The sequence below is a fragment of the Allobosea robiniae genome, assembly GCF_900102525.1.
Lineage (GTDB): Bacteria > Pseudomonadota > Alphaproteobacteria > Rhizobiales > Beijerinckiaceae > Allobosea > Allobosea robiniae.
Window position 1 is genome coordinate 205,454 of record NZ_FNBZ01000005.1, and the last position, 20,626, is coordinate 226,079.

The following is a 20,626-nucleotide window of genomic DNA, read 5'->3' on the forward strand; positions in this document are numbered from 1 at the left end:
CGGGACAGATGGCTGACGAGATCGAGTTCGACAGAAGCGCGCCGACGGCGGCCGGCACGGTCGCCACCCTGTCGCCGCTGGTCCGCCGGATCATCGCCGGCAATGGCGGACCGATGACCTTCACGGGCACCTGCTCCTATATCGTCGGCCGCGGCACGGTGGCGATCATCGATCCCGGCCCCGACGATGCGGGCCATATCGAGCGCCTCCTGGCGGCGGTCCAAGGCGAGACGGTCAGTCATATCGTCGTCACCCATACCCATCGCGATCACTCGCCCGCGGTGCCCGCGCTGAAGGCGGCGACCGGCGCGACGGTGGTCGGCTGCGGGCCGCATCAGCCGTCGCGGGAGCTCGGACCGGGCGAAGGCCGCGTGCTCGATGCCGCCGCCGATACCGATTTCCTGCCGGACTGGGCGATGGCCGACGGCGACGCCGTCTCCGGGCCCGGCTGGAGCCTCGCCGCCGTCGAGACGCCCGGCCACACCGCCAACCATCTCGCCTTCACGCTCGCCGAAGAGGAGACGCTGTTCTCCGGCGACCATGTCATGGCCTGGTCGACCACGGTGGTTGCCCCGCCCGACGGCTCGATGGCCGCCTACATGGCCTCGATCGAAAAACTGCGCGGGCTGGAGCACGCCCGCTACTGGCCGGGCCATGGCGGCCCGGTCACCGAGCCGCAGCGGTTTCTGCGCGGACTGGTCCAACACCGCCGCCAGCGCGAGGCCGCGATCCTGAACCGGCTCGGCGCCGGCGACGACACCATCGCCGCGATGGTGCCGGTGATCTATCAGGGCCTGGCTCCGGCCCTGCACGGCGCCGCGGCGCTTTCCGTGCTGGCCCAGATCGAGGATCTCGTGCTGCGCGGCGCCGTCCAGTCCAGCGACGCGATTCCAGCCCTCGCCAGCCGCTACAGGCTCGCCTGAAGCCGCCTGGAGCATCGGCTTTTTTCGGAAACCGCGTTCCACTTTTCCGGCCGCTCTAGCGGCTCTCCATCAGCAATTCGATCTCGTCGGTGAAGGCCGCGACACGCGCCGCATTCGCGCCGAGATCATGGCTGCCGAGGCGCGAGGCCGAGCGGATGTCGATCCGGCTGCCGTCGACACGCGGCCTGATGCGGATGGCGATGTCCTCGGAGAAATGCAGGATGCGGCCGCGGGCCACCGCCTCGACCCGCCCTGCGCCGCTGCGCCCGCCCGGCCGCGCGGTCTCCAGCACCTGCCAGCCCAGCCCCAACGCCGCTCGCCTGGCGAGATCGAAGGCGGCCTCCGCCGGCAGTTCGAGCAGGATCGGCACCGCCTTGGGATAGGCCTGACGCTGCAAGCGCCGCTGCAGCGCCGGCACGTCGGGCGGGACCCGGCCGGAACGCGCCGTCAACGCGGCCTGCGAACGGCTGAAGGCGGGGGGATCGTCGATATCGGTCGAGACATCGGCAAGAGCCGGCCTGGTCACGAGCCTGAGCACGATAAAGCCTGCCGGTGCGAGCAGGAGGAGCGAGAGCAGCAGCGCACCGGCAGCCATACCGGCGCCGCGATGGCCGGAATGCCAGATGCGGATGAAGGCGAGGATGGCAAGACCGAGCGCCGCGAGCACGAGAACATAGGCGCCGGCGACCGGGGCGAGCCCCTCGATGCTCGGCTCCCGCAAACGGACCAGCAGCAGCGACAAAAGCAGCACCGCGAACGCAAACCAGGCCAGTCGCCTGCTCCAGACAGCGGCGCGCGAAACCGGTTCCTCGAAGACGAGACGGCGGTGCATGGCCCTTTCGTGCCCGTGGCGAACCCGGAACGCAAGCCGGCGAGCGCGTGAAGCGCAATCTTAATCAAATCGGCAATAAGTGGGCAGGAAGAGGTTTCGCTGCTGCCTCTCGGCCTCCGCCACCGCCTTACCGCCGCATGTCTCGCTCGAGTCCCGCCGTGAAATTCTTCCCCTCTTCGATCCAGAACTATCTCGTCGCCACCATGGCGTGCCTGTGCGTCCCGGGCATCGGTGCGCTGGCCTACATGGCGCAACAATCCATCGTCGACGTGCGCAGCAACATGCGGCTGGCCGAGCTGGTCGATGCCGACAAGGCCCTGCTGCTCACCGGCAACGCGATCCGCACCGCGCGCGGACAGGCCCAGACCAGCATCCAGGTCGCCGACGATCCCGCCCCGGTGCTGAAGCAGATCGAGGAGAGCAATCGCAGCCGCATTGCCGAAGCAATCACGCAGCTCGACGAAACCGACCTGCCGAGCCGCAAGGAGCTGATCGCCGGCATCCAGCAGCAGCAGAAGCTCACCGACGCCAGGATGGCCGATCTCTATGCCGAGGCGGCGAAGCCGAAGGCGCAGCGCAGCCTCGCCGCCACCATGCCCTGGTATAACGGCGTCGGCTCGATCGAAGGCGCGATCGTCAAGGCTTCCGACGAGACCTCCAATGCCGCCCGCCTCGCCGACCCGATCCTGGCAGACCTGCAGAGCTTCAAGTCGGCCGGCTGGGATGTCCGCTCGAACTACGGCACGCAATGCTCGGTGCTGCGCCCGGCCTTCGGCTCGGGCAAGGCGCTCGAGACGGCGCAGATCCGCAAGCTCGGCGAATTGCGCGGCATCTCCAACGCCGCCGGCGAGACGCTGAAGCAACTCGCCTCGCGGCCTGGCGTCGGCAGCGAGCTCGTCCGGAAGATCGGCGTCATGTCGGCCGAGGTCGAAGCCTCGAACCGCAGGATGGACGACCTGATCGGCAAGCTCGGGCAGGGTTCCGGCCCCGTCATCGCGGCGGAGGAATGGACGAAGCAGTGCAACGCGCCGTTCACCGCGATCGTCTCCGCCGTCACCCAGTCGCTCGACGACATGGTCACGCGGACGGAGAAGGAGCTCAACGCTGCCTGGACGAGGCTCGCCATCGTCGGCTCGTTGCTGGCCGTGCTGCTCGCGATCTGCGTCCTGAGCTGGCGCGGTGTGCAGCGCCGGGTGGCGCGGCCGCTGGTCTCGCTGAAATCTGCGCTGGACGAGATGCAGACGGGCAATTTCGCCCAGGCCATCCCGGCTGCCCCCTCGCCGGACGAAATCGGTTCGCTGAGCGGCGCCCTCGAAATCTACCGTGAGAACGCGCTTGCCCTCGAGCAGAACCGGCGCGACCGCGAACTCGCGATGCTCGCCGATGCCGAGCAGGCTGCCCATGTCCAGAAGCTGCTCGGCGAAGTCGCCAACATCGTTGCCGATGCCCGTGACGGCAATTTCTCCGGCAAGGCGCAGGTCGGGGGCATGGAAGGCCCGCTCAAGGAACTCGTCGAGGGCATCAACGAGATCAACGCGGTTGTTGACGGGGCGACGACGGAGTTCGCCGGGGCGCTGTCTGCGATCGCGGGCGGGGACCTGACCAACCGGGTCGAGACGGCCTATCGCGGCCGCTTCGCCGACCTGAAGGGCGCGATCAACGAGACGGTCGACCGCCTCTCGGACACGGTCGCGACGATCCAGACGACCTCGGCCGATGTCGGGCTCGCCGCGCGCGAGATCAACATGGGCGCCGACGATCTGTCGAAGCGCACCGAGGAGCAGGCCTCCTCGCTGGAAGAGACCGCCGCCACGACCGAGGAGCTCGCGGCCTCGGTCAAGGCCTCGGCCCAGGCCTCGAAGGATGCAGCCCGGATCGCCGACGAGGCGATGCAGGCAGCCGAGAGCGGCGGCACTATTGCCGGACAGGCAGTCGACGCCATGGCCAGGATCGAGAGCGCCTCGCAGAAGATCTCCGACATCATCCGGGTGATCGACGACATCGCCTTCCAGACCAACCTGCTGGCGCTCAACGCCGCGGTCGAGGCAGCGCGTGCCGGCGATGCCGGCAAGGGCTTCGCCGTCGTCGCCTCGGAGGTGCGGACCCTGGCGCAGCGTTCGAGCGAGGCGGCCAAGGACATCTCCGGCCTGATCTCCTCGTCCAATGTCGAGGTCGGCGAGGGCGTCAAGCTGGTGCGGCAGGCCGGCGACCAGCTCAGCCGCATCCTGGCGGCCTCGCAGAAGGTGGCGGCGACGATCGCCGACATCTCGGCGGCGTCGGGCGAGCAGGCCAACGGCATCGACGAGATGAGCCAGGCGGTGGCGCATCTCGACGAGATGACCCAGCAGAACGCGGCTCTCTCCGAACAGAGCGCGGCCTCGGCCAACGCGCTATCGGGCCGGATCGAGCAGCTCAATGGACTGGTCGCGACCTTCCGCACCGGGCGCGAGCCCACCAGCCAGACGGCTTACGCGCAACCGGCCACGCCGGCCCGCGCGAAGGCGCCGATGCGGGCCGCCAGGCCGGCTCCCGCCGCCTCCGGCGAGCCGGAACGGCTGCGGCAGCTGGCGGAGGCCGCCTTCGTCCAGTCACGTGCCCCCGCCCCCCGCAAGGTCGCCAATGGCGGCCGGGCCAACGATTCCGGATGGGAGGAGTTCTGAGGCCACCAAGCCTTCGAACATCCTCGAACACGACACGAACGGCGCCCTCAACGGGCGCCGTTGGCGTTTCAGGAATGCGGCGCTGGCCGCACGTCACCCCGGCAGCCGGTAATCCCTGAACATCTCGCGCAGCGCCGTCTTCTGGATCTTGCCGGTCGCCGTGTGGGGGATCGCCTCGACCAGCACGACATCGTCCGGCAGCCACCATTTCGCGATCTTGCCGGTCATGAAGGCGAGCATCTCGTCCTTGCCTGGCGTGCGGCCGGGCTTCGGTACGATCACCAGCAGCGGCCGCTCGTCCCATTTCGGATGGGCGACGCCGATCACCGCCGCTTCCACCACATCGGGATGAGCGATGGCGAGGTTTTCGAGGTCGATCGAGGAGATCCATTCGCCGCCGGACTTGATCACGTCCTTCGAGCGGTCGGTGATCTGCATGTAGCCGGCAGGGTCGATCGTGCCGACATCGCCGGTGTCGAAGAAGCCCTCTTCGTCGAGGGTCGGTTCGTCCTCGCGCCGATAATAGGCTTTCGCCACGGCGGGCCCGCGCATCTTGAGCCGGCCGAACGTCTTGCCGTCCCAGGGGAGATCCCGCCCCGCATCGTCGGTCAGGCGGAATTCCACCGTGAAGCCGGGATGCCCCTGCTTGACCTTGAGATCGTAGAGCGCATCGCCCTCCAGATGCTCGTAGACGGGTTTCACCGAGCAGAAGGAACCGAGCGGGCTCATCTCGGTCATGCCCCAGGCATGGGCGACGGTGACGCCGTATTTCCGCTCGAAGGTCTCGGTCATCGCGCGCGGGCAGGCCGAGCCGCCGATGACGACGCGCTTCAGCGTCGAGAGCTTGCCCTCCGTCGCCTCCAGATGCTGCAGCAGGCCGAGCCAGACGGTCGGCACCGCCGCCGTCATGGTCACGCCCTCGCCCTCCAGCAGGGCATGGAGCGAAGGGCCGTCGAGCTTCGCGCCGGGCATCACCAGCTTGGCGCCGGTCATCGGCGCGGAATAGGCCAGAGACCAGCTGTTGGCGTGGAACAGCGGCACGACAGGCATCACCGAATCACGCGACGACAGGTTGAGATAATCCGGCGTCGCCCAGGTCATCGCATGCAGCACGTTCGAGCGATGCGAATAGAGCACGCCCTTCGGCCCGCCGGTCGTGCCCGAGGTGTAGCACAACCCCGACGCCATGTTCTCGTCGAAGCGGCCCCAGGCGAAATCGTCGTCGACCTCGGCCAGCCAATCCTCATAGGCGACAGCGCCCCTCAGGCTGGTCTGCGGCATATGCGCGGCATCGGTCAGCACGACATAGCGCTCGATCGTCGGCAGCTTGTCCTGGATCGCCTCGACCATCGGCACGAAGGTCAGGTCGAGGAAGAGCAGACGGTCCTCGGCGTGGTTGACGATCCAGGCGATCTGCTCCGGGAACAGCCGCGGATTGACCGTGTGCGTGATCGCGCCGATGCCGCTGATGCCATACCAGAGCTCGAGATGGCGGTCGCTGTTCCAGGCCAGCGTCGCGACGCGGTCGCCCAGCGTGATGCCCTGTCGCTGCAGGCGCTTCGCCACGCTCAACGCGCGGCTGCGGATCTCGGCATAGCTGCGCCGCCTCAAGGAGCCATCCTCGACGGCGCGGCTGATCACCTCGCGGGTGCCGTGCTGGATGGCGGCGTGGTCGATGATGCGGTGGAGCAGAAGGGGCCAGTCCTGCATCAGGCCGAGCATGCGCTTATCCTCCCAAATCCGTTTGCCCGGAGGATAGCGGCGCGCTCCCGCGAAAGGGAAGTCATCCCATCGGAGGCTCGCCTGCGCCCGCCAGATGGTTTAGGCCTGATCCTTCAAGAGCGGGGGGAAACGCCATGACCGCACCGAAGATCGTGCAGCAGGCCGCGACGGAACCGGACCGGGTCTGGTTCCGCTTCATGCGGCTGCATCAGCGCATGCTCATGCAGATGACGGCCCGTATTCGCGCGCTCGGCCTCTCGATCCCGCAATTCGACCTTCTCTCGACCCTGACCGAGCAGGAGGGCATCAGCCAGAGCGAACTGGCCGAGCGGCTCTACGTCACCAAGGGCAATGTCTCCGGGCTGGTCGACAGGCTGGTGCAGGCCGGGCTGGTCGAGCGGCGCGCCATCGCCGGCGACCGGCGCTCCTATGCCATGCACCTGACGCCGGAAGGCCGCCGGCTCGCCGAAGCCGGCATCGCCGCCCAGCGCGATTTCGTCGCGAACACGCTCGGCAAGCTGGAAACGGACGATCTCGTCGAGCTCGACCGGCTGGTGCTGCTCTGGCGCGATTTCGCCCGCGCCGTCGACGCCGAGTGAGCGGCCATGGCTGATGGCATCGACCTGACCGCATCCGCAACGCGCTTGCGTGAGGCCCTGCTCGCCCGCCGCTTCAGCGCCACCGATCTTCTCGAAGCGACATTCGCCCGCATCGATGCGCTGAACCCGCGCCTCAACGCGATCGTGACGCAGGATCGCGTGGCCGCTCGCGCGATGGCGAAAGCCTCGGATGAGCGCATCGCCAGCGGTACGGCTCGCCCACTCGAAGGGCTACCGATCACGATCAAGGATGCATTCGACGTCGCCGGCCTGCCCTCCTCCGGCGGGTTGCCGGCCTATCGCGAGCGCGTGCCGACCGAAGATGCCGCCGCGGTCGCAAGGCTGCGGGCCGCCGGTGTTGTGATTATCGGCAAGACGAACGTCCCGGTCTTTTCCGGCGATTTCCAGAGCTACAACCCGGCCCATGGCGTCACCAACAACCCCTGGGACGAGACGCGCTCGCCGGGCGGATCGTCAGGCGGGGCGGCGGTCGCGGTCGCGACCGGGATGAGCGCCTTCGAGCTCGGCTCCGATCTCGGCAGCTCGATCCGCTGGCCGGCCCATGCCTGCGGCGTCTTCGGTCTCAAGACGAGCTGGGGGCTGGTCTCGACCTGGGGTGCGATCCCGCCACCGCCGGAGCGCCGCACCCTGCGCAATGTCGATCTGATGGTCGCCGGCCCGATCACCCGCGCCACCGAGGATCTCGACCTGATCCTGCCGGTGATCGCCGGGCCACGCGATACGGCCCTGCCCGCGCCCGCACTGCCTCAGCCGCGCCGGACCGACGCAAAGGGCCTGCGCGTCGCGCTCTGGGCCGACGATCCCTTCGCGCCGGTCGACCGCGAGGTCGCGGATGCCGTGCGCGAGGCAGCGCGCCGCCTGGCCGAGGCCGGCGCCATCGTCGACGAGACGGCGCGGCCCTCGATCCGCTTCGCGGACGCGTTCGAGATCTATGCGCTGCTGAACCATGCCGTCGTCGCCTATGGCCTGCCGCCGAAGGTGCGCGCCCGCATCCAGGCGCAGGCCGCACGCTTCAGCCCGAACGACCTGTCGCACCAGGCCCTGCAGGCCCGCGGCGCCCGGATGACGCCCGGCCTCTACCAGCAGGTCAGCCAGCGCCGCCTCGCCCAGAAGCGGCAATGGGCCAGCTTCTTTTCGCGCTACGACGTGGTGCTCTGCCCGCCGGCCCCCGTCGCCGCGATCCCGCATGATCACGGCCCCGACATCCATGCCCGCCGCCTGATCGTGAACGGCGAGCCGCGGCCCTATCTCGACTTCCTGCTCTGGGCCGCGCTTGCCACCGGGGCGGACCTGCCGGCCCTGTCGGCCCCGGTCATGCGGTCGCGCGAGGGCCTGCCGCTCGGCGTCCAGATCATCGCGCCCTTCGGCGAGGATCGCACTGCCATTGCCGTCGGGGCGATGCTGGAAGAACTGGGCGGGCGGTTCACGCCGCCGCCGCTCGCAAACTGAACCGCTCGGAGGGCGGTTGCACACGCCTGAAGCGAGGCCTTTCCGTTTCCCCCGCCCCGCGGCAGAGTCTACTGTCCCCTGCGTCAAATTCGCTCAACATTTGCAACCATATCAGCGTATGTTGGCAAGAATATTAAACAGAACCGGGAGCCCATCATGCTGTCGAATGTCGCCGTCAGGGATATCGAGACCCTCGTCCATCCCTATACCAACCTCGCCACGCATCGGCAGACGGGCCCGCTGATCCTGGAGAGCGGCAAGGGCATCTATGTCTACGACTCCACTGGCAAGGAATATATCGAGGGCATGGCGGGGCTCTGGTGCACCTCGCTCGGCTATTCCAACCAGGAACTGGTCGAGACCGCCTATGAGCAGATGAAGAAGCTGCCCTTCACCCATATCTTCGGTGGACGCAGCCATGACCCGGCGATCGAGCTCGCCGAAAAGCTCAAGGAGATCGCCCCGGTTCCGATCTCCAAGGTGTTCTACGGCGCCTCGGGCTCCGATGCCAACGACACACAGGTCAAGATCGTCTGGTATCTGAACAACGCGCTCGGCCGGCCGCAGAAGAAGAAGATCATCTCGCGGCTGAAGGGCTATCACGGCGTCACCGTCGCCTCGGCCTCGCTGACCGGCCTGCCGAACAACCATATCGATTTCGACCTGCCGCTGCCGGGCATCCTGCACACCTCCTGCCCGCATCACTACCGCTTCGCCGAGCCCGGCGAGAGCGAGCAGGACTTCTCGTCGCGCCTCGCCGCCGAGCTGGAAGAGATGATCCTGCGCGAGGGGCCGGACACGGTCGCCGCCTTCATCGCCGAGCCGGTGATGGGCGCCGGCGGCGCGATCATCCCGCCGGAGGGCTATTTCGAGAAGATCAACGCCGTGCTCGCCAAGTACGACGTGCTGTTCATCTCGGACGAGGTCATCACCGGCTTCGGCCGCACCGGCAAGATGTTCGGCACCGAAACCTACGGCATGAACGCCGATTCGATCTCGCTCGCCAAGCAGATCACCTCGGCCTATTTCCCGCTCAGCGCCGTGATGATGAACGACAAGATCTATGACGTGCTCGTCGATCAGAGCCGCAAGATCGGTACCTTCGGCCACGGCAACACCTATGCCGGCCATCCGGTCGGCTGTGCCGTCGCGGTCAAGACGCTGGAGATCTACCAGCGCGACAGAATCGTCGAGCATGTCGAGAAGGTCTCGCCGACCTTCCTGCGCCGTCTGAACAAGCTGAACGAGCATCCGCTCGTCGGCGAGGCCAAGGGCGTCGGCCTGATCGGCGGCGCCGAGCTGGTCAAGGACAAGCAGACCAAGGCTTCGTTCGAAGGCAAGAAGGGCGTCGGCGCCAAGGCCGTCGCCTATGCGCTGGAGGAGGGCTTCATCACCCGCGCCATGGGTGATCGCCTCGCCTTCTGCCCGCCGCTCGTGATCAACGAGGCCGAGATCGAGGAAATGTTCAATCGCTGCGAGCGCGCCCTCGACAAGACCCTGAACTGGGCCAAGGCGGAAGGCCTGCTGGCCTGACAGCCGTTCAGCGCTGAAACGACGGAAGGCCGGGCGGTGACGCCCGGCCTTTTTCATGTTCAGCAATGTGGCGGATCAGCCCGAAAACGCCACGAACAGATCACAGAGGCGCCCCGGCGCCGTCCCGATCCGCCGTCAGACAGGCAAGACCGGCCGGCGCGAGCCGCCGGCATGAGGTCATCAGTTGAGTCAGGAGCCATGTTTCAACGCGACACGCACGCCCCGACACCGGCCCGCAAGGGTTTCCATGACGCCACGGCGCGGGCGACCTATGCCTCCCGCTTCCGCCCGATCGCAATTCGGGCGGTCGCCGCGGGAACCCGACAGGCCGTACCTGCGTTGAAACAGCACGGCGAAGCACGCAAGGCCGATTTGCCCGGCGTTCTCCGCCACGGTTTCCACGACTGAAACCTCCCCTTCGAGACCCATGACTTGGCCGGTGCGGAGCTTGCTCCCACCGGCCTTTTTCTTGGGCGGGAGGTGCCCCAACGAAAACGGGCGGCCCGAAGACCGCCCGCTGAAATCTCCGACATGTCCGATGCGATCAGACGACGATGACCTTCGCGCCGACCGGCACGCGGTTGAAGAGGTCGATCGCGTCGATATTGCGCATCCGGATGCAGCCGGACGAGGCCGAGCGACCGATCGTCTCCGGCTCGTTGGTGCCGTGGATGCGGTAGAGCGTGTCGTGGCCGTTCTGGTAGAGATAGAGCGCGCGGGCGCCGAGCGGGTTTTCCGGCCCGCCATTCATCCCACCCGCAACCGGCTTCAGATGCGGCCAGCGCTTGACCATCTCGGCCGGCGGCGTCCAGCGCGGCCATTCCGCCTTGCGCTGCACCACAGCCTCACCGGTCCAGCCAAAAGCCTCGTCACCGGTGGCGACGCCGTAGCGGATCGCCTTCTTGTTGGGGAGGACGAGGTAGAGGAACTTCTCCTTCGTATCGACATAGACCGTACCGGGCGCCTGCCCGGTCGGATCGGCGATCTCGTAAGGGAGATAGGGCAGGTAGGTGTCGAACTTGGGGACGAGCGCGATATATTCGGCATCGCGGGCTGACAGCTCCGGCGCGCTGACGCTCTTGTACTGGCAGGCGCCGAGCAGGGCCGACAGCGCCAGTGCTACGAAAACGGTCTTCTTCATAGTCCCCACCGAGCCGACCCGAAGGCAGCCTTTATGATGAATCGAACGTTAACGCTTCGTATCGGCCCAGCGCTTATCCAAAAGCGGCCGTCCGGCGAAGCACTAGGCCTCAAACGGCGATGGCGCAATCCGGTTCCCTTTCAGGCGTTCGGAAGGCGGCTTGGCGTGGCAAACCGGCCACGCATGACCCTTTGGCCCGCTCCAGCGCGCGGATAACGGCTCTTGACGACCCTGCTCTTCACCCACCCGGCAAGCCGTGCGCATGCAATGCCGGCGGGCCACCCCGAATGCGCCGACAGGATCAAGGCGGTCGAACAGGCGTTGGAAGCCGAGCGCTTCGCGGCACTGATTCGGCTGGAAGCGCCGCTCGGCACGCTCGACCAGGTGGTGCTGTGCCACCCCGCATCCTACGCGCAGGCGCTGATCGCCTCCGCGCCTGCGGCCGGGTTCGTGCAGGTCGATGCGGACACGCTGATGTCGCCCGGTACGATCGAGGCGGCGTTGCGCGGTGTCGGCGGCGCGGTCGCCGCCGTCGACGAGGTGATGGCCGGCAAGGCGCGCAACGCCTTCGTCGCGATGCGCCCGCCCGGCCATCATGCCGAGCGCGAACACGCGATGGGCTTCTGCTTCTTCAACCATGCCGCTATCGCGGCGCGCCATGCGCAGACGGCGCATGGGGCCGAGCGTGTCGCCATCGTCGACTGGGACGTGCATCACGGCAACGGCACGCAGGACATCTTCTGGGACGATGCCAGCGTGCTCTACGCCTCCGTGCACGAGATGCCACTCTATCCCGGCACCGGCGCGGCCTCGGAGCGCGGTGCGCAAGGCACGATCGTCAACGCCCCCTTGCGGGCCGGGGACGGTTCCGACGAATTCCGCGAGGCCTTCGAGACCGCGATCCTGCCGCGGATCGATGCGTTCCGCCCCGATCTCGTGGTGATCTCGGCCGGGTTCGACGCGCATTGGCGCGATCCGCTCGCCGACCTCAACCTGCGCGAGGCCGATTTCGCCTGGGCGACCTCGAGGCTGATGGAGGCTGCCGACCGCCATGCCGGAGGCCGCATCGTCTCGGTGCTGGAGGGCGGCTACGATCTCGACGCGCTGGCGAAGTCGACCGCCGCCCATGTCTCGGCGCTGATGGAGGGCTGAGCGCCCGAAGCGCCGCCTATTCCAGCGGCGACGTCTCGGCGATCTCGATGCCGAAGCCGGAGAGGCCGACGAAGGAACGCGGCGAGGAGGCGAGATTCACGATCGAGCGGACACCGAGATCGCGCAGGATCTGCGCACCGAGACCGACCTCACGCCATTGCTGAATCCGCAATTCGTCCGAACCTTCCTCGTCGACGCTCTTGATCGGCACGCCGGCGCTGCCGTCGCGCAGGTAGATCAGCACGCCCTTGCCTTCCTGCTGGAAGCGCCGCAGCGCGCACTGGATCGAGCCGGCGCCGCCGAGCACGTCGGCCACTACGTCGGCGCGATGCAGCCTGGCCGGCACCTTCTCGCCATCGCCGAGCTTGCCCATCACGAAGGCGAAATGCTGGGTGCTGTCGAAAGGCGTGACATAGACATGGCCGGTCACGTCGCCGAACTCGGTCTTGACCGGGAAGGAATGCACGCGCTCGACCAGCTTCTCGCGCAGCTGACGATAGGCGATCAGGTCCGCGACGGTGATCTGCTTCAGCCCGTGCTTCTCGGCGAAGGCGGTGATCTGTGCGCCCTTCATCACCGTGCCGTCGTCATTGGCGAGCTCGCAGATGACGCCGACCTGCGGCAGCTCGGCGAGCTTGCACAGGTCGACCGCGGCCTCGGTATGGCCGGAGCGCATCAGCACGCCGCCGTCCTTGGCGATGAGCGGGAAGACATGGCCGGGGCGGACGAAATCGGCGGCGCCCATATTGCCGTTGGCGAGCGCGCGCACCGTGTTGTTACGCTGCTCGGCCGAGATCCCGGTGGTCAGCCCATGCTTGACGTCGACCGTGATGGTGAAGGCCGTGCCGAGCGGGGCATCGTTTGACGAGACCATCGGATCGAGGCGCAGGCGCCGGGCCTCGCCCGCCGTCAGCGGCGCGCAGACGATGCCGCAGGTGTTGCGGATGATGAAGGCCATCTTCTCCGGCGTGCAGAGCGAGGCGGCGACGATGAGATCGCCTTCGTTCTCGCGATCGTCGTCATCGGTGACGATGACGATCTCGCCACGGGCAAAGGCTTCGATGGTCTCGGCGACATTATTGGACATGGCAGCCTCGCGCGGCCCGGACAGGCCGAGGAAATCATTGGGGGTGACGGCGCCGCCGGTGGCGGCGGTGATGCGCTCGGCGCTTTCGCGGGAGATCCAGGCGGCCGGATCATTGCAGAGCGCGGTCACGCTGGCCGGCGACAGGTCGACCTGCCTGGCAAAGGCGCTGCGTGCGATCTTGTTCTGCCGGAGCCAGACGTCGAGCTTCATGCCGTGAAACTAATACGGCGCCACTTCACCTGCAATGAACGATCGATGCATTTTCAGTATTGCTGAAATGCAAGATGCGACGCAGCGGCAAAAGCCACTCCGCCTCACTCCTGGAACGGCCAGCGCGGCTCGACGACGCCGACCTGTGCGCGATGGCGCAGATACTGGTCGGCCAGCACGCAGGCGACCATCGCCTCGCCGACCGGCACGGCACGGATGCCGACGCAGGGGTCGTGACGGCCCTTGGTGAACATCTCGGCCTCGCCGCCGGTGCGCGTCACGGTCGCGCGCGTCGCCAGGATCGAGGAGGTCGGCTTCACCGCGAAACGCGCCACGATCGGCTGACCGGTCGAGATGCCGCCCAAAATGCCGCCGGCATGGTTGGAGAGGAAGAGCGGGCGCCCGTCATTGCCGGCGCGCATCTCGTCGGCGTTGGCCTCGCCGGAAAGCTCGGCCGCGCCAAAGCCCTCGCCGATCTCGACGCCCTTGACCGCATTGATGCTCATCAGCGCCGCCGCGATCTCGGAATCGAGCTTGCTGTAGATCGGCGCGCCCAGCCCCGCCGGCACGCCCTCGGCGACGATCTCCAGCACGGCTCCGATCGAGGAGCCGGATTTCCTGACACCGTCGAGATAGCTCTCGAAGAAGGCCGCGGCCTTGGCGTCGGGACAGAAGAACGGGTTGCGGCCGATCTCGTCCCAATCCCAGTTGGCGCGGTCGATCTTGTGCGGGCCCATCTGGACGAGGGCGCCGCGCACGATCATGCCCGGCACGACCTTGCGGGCGATGGCGCCGGCGGCGACCCGCATCGCCGTCTCGCGCGCCGAGGAGCGCCCGCCGCCACGATAGTCGCGGATGCCGTATTTGACGTCATAGGTGTAGTCGGCGTGGCCCGGCCGGTACTTGTCCTTGATGTCGGAATAATCCTTCGAGCGCTGGTCGACATTGTCGATCATCAGCCCGATCGAGGTGCCGGTCGTGACCTGCACGCCGTCGCTCTCGCGGGCGAAGACGCCGGAGACGATGCGGACCTGGTCCGGCTCCTGGCGCTGCGTGGTGAAGCGCGACTGGCCCGGCCGACGTCGGTCGAGATCGCCCTGGATATCCGCCTCGGTCAACGGCAGCAGCGGCGGGCAGCCGTCGACGACGCAGCCGATGGCCGGGCCATGGCTCTCGCCGAAGGTAGTGACGCGGAAGAGATGGCCGAAGCTGTTATGCGACATGGGAGCCCGATACGTTTCCTACCGGCTCTTAAGCCGGATCGGCGCGCGGCGAAACCCCGCATGGGCCGCCACGGCCGTTGACAAGGCCTGCCCTGGCCGCTTCAACGCAGCCATGAGCCGGACGTCCTGCCCCTCGCGCTCCTGGCGCCCCGGGAGCCCCATCATCGCGGGAGCCTAGCCCCGAGCCGCCCGGCAGGGCCGCTTCGGGGTCGATCCGGCTTTAGACCAGCCTGCTTGCGGGCGGCGAGCCACATGTTTTCCGACATAGACGGGCTTCCGCGACGAAGCCGCCCCGCTGCCCCAGCATTGGCCCGCCGCGACCATTCGAGCGCGGCCGGTCCTGTTCGGGGCACTGCGATCAACGGCCAGACTCATCATGAGATTTCTCCGCAGGCGCCCAGCGCCGGCATCGACGGCCAGCGTCAGCCTTGCCCGCGCGCTGTCCAAGCTCGGCTATTGCTCGCGGACACAGGCCGAGAAGCTGGTGCGCGAGGGGCGCGTCACGGTCGACGGCCGCAGCGTGCGGCAGGTCGAATTGCGTATCGATCCGCAGCGGGCGCGGTTGACGGTCGACGGCCAGACGGTGACGGCGGTGCGGCGGATCTATCTGATGCTCAACAAGCCGCGCGGCATCGTGACGACCGCAAGTGACCCGGAAGGGCGCCAGACCGTCTATGCCTGCCTGGAGGGCAAAGACCTGCCGCATCTCGCCCCGGTCGGACGCCTGGACATGGCGAGCGAGGGTCTGCTTCTGATGACCAACGACACGCGCTGGGCGCAGCGCATCCTCGATCCCGCCTCCGGGGTCGACAAGACCTACCATGTCCAGATCGACCGCGTGCCGGACGACGCCTTCATGGCCAGGCTGAGAGAGGGAGCGGTCGATGGAGACGAGGTGCTGTCGATCCGTTCGGCCGCCCTGCTGCGCTGCGGGGAGCGCAATGCCTGGGTCGAGATGGTGATCGACGAGGGCCGCAACCGGCAGATCAGGCGGATCGTCGAAGCGGCCGGCGCCGCGGTGCTGCGCCTCGTCCGGGTCAGGATCGGCGAACTCGAACTCGGCGATCTCGCCAAGGGCGCCGTCCGCGAATTGGCCCCTGAGGAAACCACACTGCCGCTTGCCGGCTATCCCGTCGGCAAGCTTCGCATCAACGTGGCTTGAGCAGCCGGCTCCGTCAGTGCGCCGGCCCCTTCGCCGGCGCTGCCGGGGCGCCCTCCCAGCGCGTATGCGCCGGCAGGTTCTCGCCCTTCATGATGACGGTGAGCAGCCCGATCTGGGCGTAATCGCCGACATGGGTGTCGTAGAGCACGGTCGCGCCGGCGCCGACGCAGACGCCCTTGCCGAGCCGCACGCGGCCGACCTTCATCACCCGATCCTCGTAGAGATGGGTCTGCAGCGCCGAATGGGCGTTCACCGTGCAGAAATCGCCGACCTTGATGCAGTCGAACTCGGTGATATCGGTCGAGTCGAGCCAGACGCCCTTGCCGTATTTCGCGCCGAACAGCATCAGGAACCAGGGCAGGAAGGGCGTGCCGCGCAGGTAGTCGAACAGCACCTTGCCGCCGAGGCCCCAGTACATCACCGCGACCGCCTCGGTGCGCATCGCCCACCACGACCACATCGGCTTCATCACGGGCTTGTAGACGCCCATCATCAGCCATTTCACGGCGGCGCAGATCAGGGCCTGCACGATGGCGATCGCCATGGCGACGCCCATGAAGGAGAGAACGAGCCCGGTCCAGTCGCCTTCGTTGATCTTCTGCTGCAAGACCATGTCGACCGCGATCGTGCCGAAGGTGATGAACAGCATCGCCGGGAAGGAGGTATGCAGCGCCTCGAAGACGCCGCGCCCGAACTGCTTGGCGAAGGAGGGCTTGTAGGTCCAGTCGGCGCCGAGATCGACCTTCTGCCGCGTCGGCAGGCGGATCGGCGGCGAGCCGAACCAGGTGTCGCCGGGCTGCATGCGATCATTGGCGGGCGGCTTGGACTTGATGCCGATCAGCACGCGATCGGGAATGACGGCGCCCGGCGGCACCACCGCGTCATTGCCGACGAAGACCTGATCGCCCGTGCGCGTCGCGTCGAGGCGCATATAGCCGCGGCGCATGTCCTCGTCGCCGAAGACGACCTCGTCGGCGATGAAGTTGCCGGCGCCGATGCCGGTCAGGTCATAGCGTCCCGAGAGATTGGTCGAGATCTCCGCGCCCTTGCCGATGCTGGCGCCCATCAGTCGGTACCAGGCACGCATATAGATGGTGGCGAAGAGCGAGGAGAGCGTCTCCAGCGTCACCTCGGTCGCCAGGGCGACCGTCCATTTGCGGGCGTAGAAGCCGGAATGGATCGACCAGGAGCCCGAGGTCACGCGCGGCAGGATCGCCCAACGCAAGGCAGCCATCAGCAGCACGGTGAAGGCGATCAGGCCAATCGCGGTCGGCCAGGTCAGGATCGGCAGGAACCAGAGATAGCTGATATCGGTCCAGCCGGCGATGAAGTAGTCGATCTTGTCGAACAGCCAAAAGGCCGGGAAGATCGGTAGCAGGCTGACCGGCGGCAGCACCACCAGCATCAGGATGTAGAAGGCCGTCATGAGCGCGCGGCGGCCCGCCGAGGCTTCGGCCTGCGGCGGCAGCGCGGCGAGATCGACCGTGCCGATCTTGCGGCCGGGCGTGCCGTCCCAGATCTCGGCTTCGCCGACATGGGCTCCGGGCTGAATGGCTGTCAGGTCGCCGATTTCAGCGTGGTTGCCGATTACCGAATCGTGGCCGAGCACCACGGAGGCGCCGGCCGAGACGTCCTTGCCGATGGTGATGCGGCCGATCACCAGCTTGTCGCCGATCGCCTCGCCATTGGCGAAGGTGGTCTTGGAGCCGAAGGTCGTGAAGTCGCCGATCTCGATCAGGTCGATGGCGCCGGCCTCGTAATCGGAGATGATGACGTCACGCCCGACCTTGGCGCCGAGCAGACGCCAGTAGAAGCGCATCACCGGCGTGCCTTGCAGCCACTTGATGTGGACCAGCCCGGCGACGCGGGCGGCGAACCACCAGCGGAAATAATAGACGCCCCAGAGCGGATAGACGCCCGGCTTCGTCCGGCCGAGCACGAGCCATTTCAGGGCGATGGCAATCAGGCCTGTCACGACGATGATCGCGACATAGACGCCGAGCAGCGCGAAAATCTGGCCGAGCAGCGGCAGGTCCTCGCCCGAGAGGATCATGTAGGTGACGAAGACGCCGAGCCATTGCGCGGTCGCCAGGCCGATGATGACCGGCAGCGCCACCGCCTGCGCAAGCCCACAGAGGAAGCGCCGCAGGAAAGGCGGCGGCGTGAAGGACAGGTCCTCGGCCACGGCGATGCCGCGCTCGTCGAGAAGCGCCGCCATCGCCCTGAGCGTACGCGCGCCATAAACGTCCTGCAACGTGATGCCGGCATAGGCCGGGGTCTCGCGCACGATCGAGATGAAGCGGGCGGCGAGCAGCGAATGGCCGCCGAGATCGATGAAGAAATCGGCTTCCAGCGGCAGGCTCGCCGTGCCGAGTACGCGCTTGGCCGCCTCCAGCAGCGCGGCTTCCGTCGCATTGCGCGGCGGCTCCTGCTCGCCCTCGGCGCTCGGCGCCGTCAATGGCGCCGCCTTGAGCATCTTGCGGTCGACCTTGCCGGAAACCATGCGCGGCAGCGAACCGGCCGCCTCGAAATGCGCCGGCACCATATAGGGCGGCAGCTTCTCGCGCAGGGCCGCGCGCAGCGCCGGGCCGTCGACCGCGACACCGGGCTCCGGCACGACGAAGGCGACGAGCCGCTCGATGCCGTCATCCGTGCGCAGCACGACCGCGGCCTGCCCGACGCCGGGTTCGTCGGCGAGCTTCGATTCGATCTCGCCGAGCTCGACGCGGAAGCCACGGATCTTGATCTGGTCGTCGATGCGGCCGTGGAAGACGATATTGCCGTTCTCGTCGAGGCTGACCGCATCGCCGGAGCGGTAGAGGATCGGATCGCCTTCGCCTGCGACCCCTGCAAAGGGGTTGGCGATGAACTTTTCGGCCGTCAACTCCGGCCGGCCATGGTAGCCCTTGGCCACGCCGGGGCCGCCGATCAGCAATTCGCCCTGCTCGCCCGGCTGGACGAGGCGCAGGTCCTCGCCGACAACGTAAGCCGTGTAGTTCGGGATCGGCTTGCCGATGGTCACGGTCTCGCCGGGGACGACTTCGGCCGCCGTCGCGACGACGGTCGCTTCGGTCGGGCCATAGGTGTTGAGGATGCGCCGGCCGGGCTTCGACCATTTCTGCACGATCGCGGGCGGCAGCGCCTCGCCGCCGAGCAGGATCAACTTCAGTGAGGGCACATCGGCCGGCAGGATGCCGAGCAGCGTCGGCACAGTGTCGATGATGGTGACGCCGGCCTCGTTGAGGATCGCCGGCAGCTTCTCGGCATCGCCCATCATCTCTGGCGAGGCGACGAAGAGGGTCGCGCCGACGAGATAGGGCGTCCAGATCTCCTCCATCGACAGGTCGAAAGCGACGGAAGCGCCCTGGAACGCGACGTCGTCCGGCCCGAAGCCGTAGAGCGCGTTTCCGGAGCGCAGGAAATGGCAGATGTTGTGGTGGCTGATGACGATCGCCTTGGGCGTACCCGTCGAGCCGGAGGTGTAGATCAGATAGGCCGGATGGTCGGCGGTGAGCCCGGCCGGACGCGCCGGCGGCTCGGTTCCGTCAGCACCGGCGGCAAGGCCTTCAGGTGTCCAGACGGCGCGCTCCGTCGCCTCGGCCCGACCGGCCCAGCCGGTGCAGGTGACGATGCCCTTGGCCTCGGCATCGTCGAGGCAGGTCGCGATGCGCTCGACCGGCGCCTCCGCGTCGAAGGGAATCCAGGCCGCGCCGGCGCGCGTGATCGCGATCTGCGCGACGAGAAGGTCGATGCCGCGCGGCATCCACAGGCCGACCATGTCGCCCGGGCCGATGCCTGCGAGCTGGAGGCCGCGTGCCTGCCGGCCAGCGGCAGCCCAGACCTCGGCATAGCTCAGGCGCCGATCGAGATCCGTGAGGGCGGGATGGTCAGGGCGCAGCGCGGCGGTCGCCGCGAAAATCTCGGCCAGCACCTCGTCCCGAATCAGATCGGGACGCTTCTCGCCTGCCAGCATGGCGAGTGTGTTGGCAGCAGCCGCGTCAGACGCCGCCGACAGCTTCGTCATATCGTTCATCGCGCCCCGCTGCGCTGAAAGGCCCGTCGCTGATGCCGCGGCAGGCCCTGCCCTCGGCCCTCTGGCGCCTTATCACGCACCTCGTGAAGAAAACCGGAATCGTCGCCTGTGCATCGCGACATCCGCGTGAGCCCCCCGACCGGGCAGGCCGCCGCATCACGCTTGTCTCGCTAGCATATTCTCCCTGCAAAATCACGGGTGAACGGGCCATGAATGCCACGGCCCGGCTGCGTGCTAACTCAGAGCCAGTCGGCCTTGTTCCCGCTGACGACGAGCAGCTTGCCCTGCCAGATCTCGACCATCGAGGCCTCGCGCGGCGCCACCGCCCCGACCAGGGCGAGCACCGCCCGCGCCACGCCGCCATGGCTGACGATCACCGTCTCGCGCTGCAATCCTTCGAGAACCGGCCGCACGCGCTCGGCCAGCATGCGGTAGCTCTCGCCACCCGGCGGCACGAAGCCCCATTTGTCGCGCTCGCGCAGATGCGCCTGCTCGCGCTCGGCCTTGCGGACGTCGCGCCAGGTGAAACCTTCCCATTCGCCGAAGGTCAATTCGCGCAGGCGGTCATCGATGCGGTATTCGCCGGCCGGCAGGGCGAGTTCGCGGCGGAGGATGTCCATGGTCTCGCGCGCCCGCTGCATCGGCGAGCCGATATAGGCAAGATCGGCGTAAGCCGGCTCCAGCGCCTTCAACCGACCGGCTGCCTCGGCGGCCTGGCGGCGACCGAGATCGTTCAGCGGGATGTCCTGACCGCCCTGCAGCCGGCCCTCCCGATTCCAGTCGGTTTCGCCATGGCGGACGAGGATGAGACGGTGAGGCAGCGAGAGCGGGACCATGCGGGGCTTCTGCACGCTGCCGCGGACAGGGTCAAAGCCCTTG

General features: G+C 67.7%; 15 protein-coding genes. 8 read left to right on the plus strand and 7 right to left on the minus strand.

What is annotated here, in order from left to right; translation table 11 throughout:
• The first annotated feature begins 8 nt into the window (after positions 1 to 8).
• Positions 9 to 923: an MBL fold metallo-hydrolase gene (locus BLQ70_RS15450; RefSeq protein ID WP_091858240.1), complete on the plus strand. Its 915-nt coding sequence runs from the start codon at positions 9 to 11 to the stop codon at positions 921 to 923.
• A gap of 55 nt (positions 924 to 978) precedes the next feature.
• Here BLQ70_RS15450 and BLQ70_RS15455 read toward each other — a convergent pair whose 3' ends face one another.
• Positions 979 to 1,755: a DUF1499 domain-containing protein gene (locus BLQ70_RS15455; protein WP_091858242.1), complete on the minus strand. Its 777-nt coding sequence runs from the start codon at positions 1,753 to 1,755 to the stop codon at positions 979 to 981.
• Positions 1,756 to 1,913: 158 nt separating this feature from the next.
• Between BLQ70_RS15455 and BLQ70_RS15460 the strand changes: the two genes are divergently transcribed.
• Positions 1,914 to 4,415 carry a methyl-accepting chemotaxis protein gene (locus BLQ70_RS15460; RefSeq protein WP_170843431.1) on the plus strand — a complete coding sequence of 834 codons (2,502 nt, stop codon included), beginning with the start codon at positions 1,914 to 1,916 and terminating at the stop codon, positions 4,413 to 4,415.
• Positions 4,416 to 4,508: 93 nt separating this feature from the next.
• On the opposite strand, the gene BLQ70_RS15465 is transcribed toward BLQ70_RS15460, so the two are convergent.
• On the minus strand, positions 4,509 to 6,137 hold the full coding sequence (locus tag BLQ70_RS15465) for a long-chain-fatty-acid--CoA ligase (protein ID WP_091858248.1): 1,629 nt from the start codon (positions 6,135 to 6,137) through the stop codon (positions 4,509 to 4,511).
• 134 nt (positions 6,138 to 6,271) lie between these two features.
• Between BLQ70_RS15465 and BLQ70_RS15470 the strand changes: the two genes are divergently transcribed.
• The 4 genes from BLQ70_RS15470 (at position 6,272) to BLQ70_RS25395 (ending at position 10,147) form a co-directional block, all read left to right on the plus strand.
• The gene (locus BLQ70_RS15470) at positions 6,272 to 6,736 is read left to right on the plus strand and encodes a MarR family winged helix-turn-helix transcriptional regulator (RefSeq protein WP_061968665.1); all 465 of its coding nucleotides are present in this window, start codon (positions 6,272 to 6,274) and stop codon (positions 6,734 to 6,736) included.
• 6 nt (positions 6,737 to 6,742) lie between these two features.
• Positions 6,743 to 8,206 carry an amidase gene (locus BLQ70_RS15475; RefSeq protein ID WP_091858251.1) on the plus strand — a complete coding sequence of 488 codons (1,464 nt, stop codon included), beginning with the start codon at positions 6,743 to 6,745 and terminating at the stop codon, positions 8,204 to 8,206.
• 156 nt (positions 8,207 to 8,362) lie between these two features.
• Positions 8,363 to 9,739, plus strand: a complete 1,377-nt coding sequence (locus BLQ70_RS15480) for an aspartate aminotransferase family protein (protein WP_061968668.1) — start codon at positions 8,363 to 8,365, stop codon at positions 9,737 to 9,739.
• 198 nt (positions 9,740 to 9,937) lie between these two features.
• Positions 9,938 to 10,147 carry a hypothetical protein gene (locus tag BLQ70_RS25395; RefSeq protein WP_139163563.1) on the plus strand — a complete coding sequence of 70 codons (210 nt, stop codon included), beginning with the start codon at positions 9,938 to 9,940 and terminating at the stop codon, positions 10,145 to 10,147.
• Between the two features lie 136 nt (positions 10,148 to 10,283).
• On the opposite strand, the gene BLQ70_RS15485 is transcribed toward BLQ70_RS25395, so the two are convergent.
• Entirely contained in the window at positions 10,284 to 10,880 is a 597-nt protein-coding gene (locus tag BLQ70_RS15485) for a L,D-transpeptidase (protein ID WP_061968670.1), read from the minus strand.
• Between the two features lie 222 nt (positions 10,881 to 11,102).
• Between BLQ70_RS15485 and BLQ70_RS15490 the strand changes: the two genes are divergently transcribed.
• A complete protein-coding gene (locus tag BLQ70_RS15490) occupies positions 11,103 to 12,032 on the plus strand; it encodes a histone deacetylase family protein (protein ID WP_091858254.1) in 930 nt (309 codons plus the stop codon).
• Positions 12,033 to 12,048: 16 nt separating this feature from the next.
• Here the strand turns inward: BLQ70_RS15490 and ribB are convergent, their stop codons facing one another.
• Together ribB and aroC are read right to left on the minus strand one after the other, a co-directional pair.
• Complete coding sequence (gene ribB, locus BLQ70_RS15495; protein WP_091858257.1) at positions 12,049 to 13,329, minus strand: 3,4-dihydroxy-2-butanone-4-phosphate synthase; 1,281 nt, start codon at positions 13,327 to 13,329, stop codon at positions 12,049 to 12,051.
• Positions 13,330 to 13,433: 104 nt separating this feature from the next.
• Positions 13,434 to 14,552 carry a chorismate synthase gene (gene aroC, locus BLQ70_RS15500; protein WP_091858260.1) on the minus strand — a complete coding sequence of 373 codons (1,119 nt, stop codon included), beginning with the start codon at positions 14,550 to 14,552 and terminating at the stop codon, positions 13,434 to 13,436.
• A gap of 376 nt (positions 14,553 to 14,928) precedes the next feature.
• Between aroC and BLQ70_RS15505 the strand changes: the two genes are divergently transcribed.
• On the plus strand, positions 14,929 to 15,714 hold the full coding sequence (locus BLQ70_RS15505) for a pseudouridine synthase (protein WP_091858263.1): 786 nt from the start codon (positions 14,929 to 14,931) through the stop codon (positions 15,712 to 15,714).
• A 13-nt stretch (positions 15,715 to 15,727) separates the two neighbouring features.
• Here the strand turns inward: BLQ70_RS15505 and BLQ70_RS15510 are convergent, their stop codons facing one another.
• Together BLQ70_RS15510 and BLQ70_RS15515 are read right to left on the minus strand one after the other, a co-directional pair.
• Complete coding sequence (locus tag BLQ70_RS15510) at positions 15,728 to 19,747, minus strand: Pls/PosA family non-ribosomal peptide synthetase (protein ID WP_425284583.1); 4,020 nt, start codon at positions 19,745 to 19,747, stop codon at positions 15,728 to 15,730.
• 239 nt (positions 19,748 to 19,986) lie between these two features.
• On the minus strand, positions 19,987 to 20,583 hold the full coding sequence (locus BLQ70_RS15515) for a histidine phosphatase family protein (protein ID WP_061968679.1): 597 nt from the start codon (positions 20,581 to 20,583) through the stop codon (positions 19,987 to 19,989).
• Positions 20,584 to 20,626 lie beyond the last annotated feature (43 nt).

Coding starts and splice junctions, on each gene's coding strand:
- BLQ70_RS15450 (WP_091858240.1), top strand. CDS start 9: ATGGCTGACGAGATCGAGTTCGACAGAAGCGCGCCGACGGCGGCCGGC.
- BLQ70_RS15455 (WP_091858242.1), bottom strand. CDS start 1,755: ATGCACCGCCGTCTCGTCTTCGAGGAACCGGTTTCGCGCGCCGCTGTC.
- BLQ70_RS15465 (WP_091858248.1), bottom strand. CDS start 6,137: ATGCTCGGCCTGATGCAGGACTGGCCCCTTCTGCTCCACCGCATCATC.
- BLQ70_RS15470 (WP_061968665.1), top strand. CDS start 6,272: ATGACCGCACCGAAGATCGTGCAGCAGGCCGCGACGGAACCGGACCGG.
- BLQ70_RS15475 (WP_091858251.1), top strand. CDS start 6,743: ATGGCTGATGGCATCGACCTGACCGCATCCGCAACGCGCTTGCGTGAG.
- BLQ70_RS15480 (WP_061968668.1), top strand. CDS start 8,363: ATGCTGTCGAATGTCGCCGTCAGGGATATCGAGACCCTCGTCCATCCC.
- BLQ70_RS25395 (WP_139163563.1), top strand. CDS start 9,938: ATGTTTCAACGCGACACGCACGCCCCGACACCGGCCCGCAAGGGTTTC.
- BLQ70_RS15485 (WP_061968670.1), bottom strand. CDS start 10,880: ATGAAGAAGACCGTTTTCGTAGCACTGGCGCTGTCGGCCCTGCTCGGC.
- ribB (WP_091858257.1), bottom strand. CDS start 13,329: ATGAAGCTCGACGTCTGGCTCCGGCAGAACAAGATCGCACGCAGCGCC.
- aroC (WP_091858260.1), bottom strand. CDS start 14,552: ATGTCGCATAACAGCTTCGGCCATCTCTTCCGCGTCACTACCTTCGGC.
- BLQ70_RS15505 (WP_091858263.1), top strand. CDS start 14,929: ATGAGATTTCTCCGCAGGCGCCCAGCGCCGGCATCGACGGCCAGCGTC.
- BLQ70_RS15510 (WP_425284583.1), bottom strand. CDS start 19,747: ATGAACGATATGACGAAGCTGTCGGCGGCGTCTGACGCGGCTGCTGCC.
- BLQ70_RS15515 (WP_061968679.1), bottom strand. CDS start 20,583: ATGGTCCCGCTCTCGCTGCCTCACCGTCTCATCCTCGTCCGCCATGGC.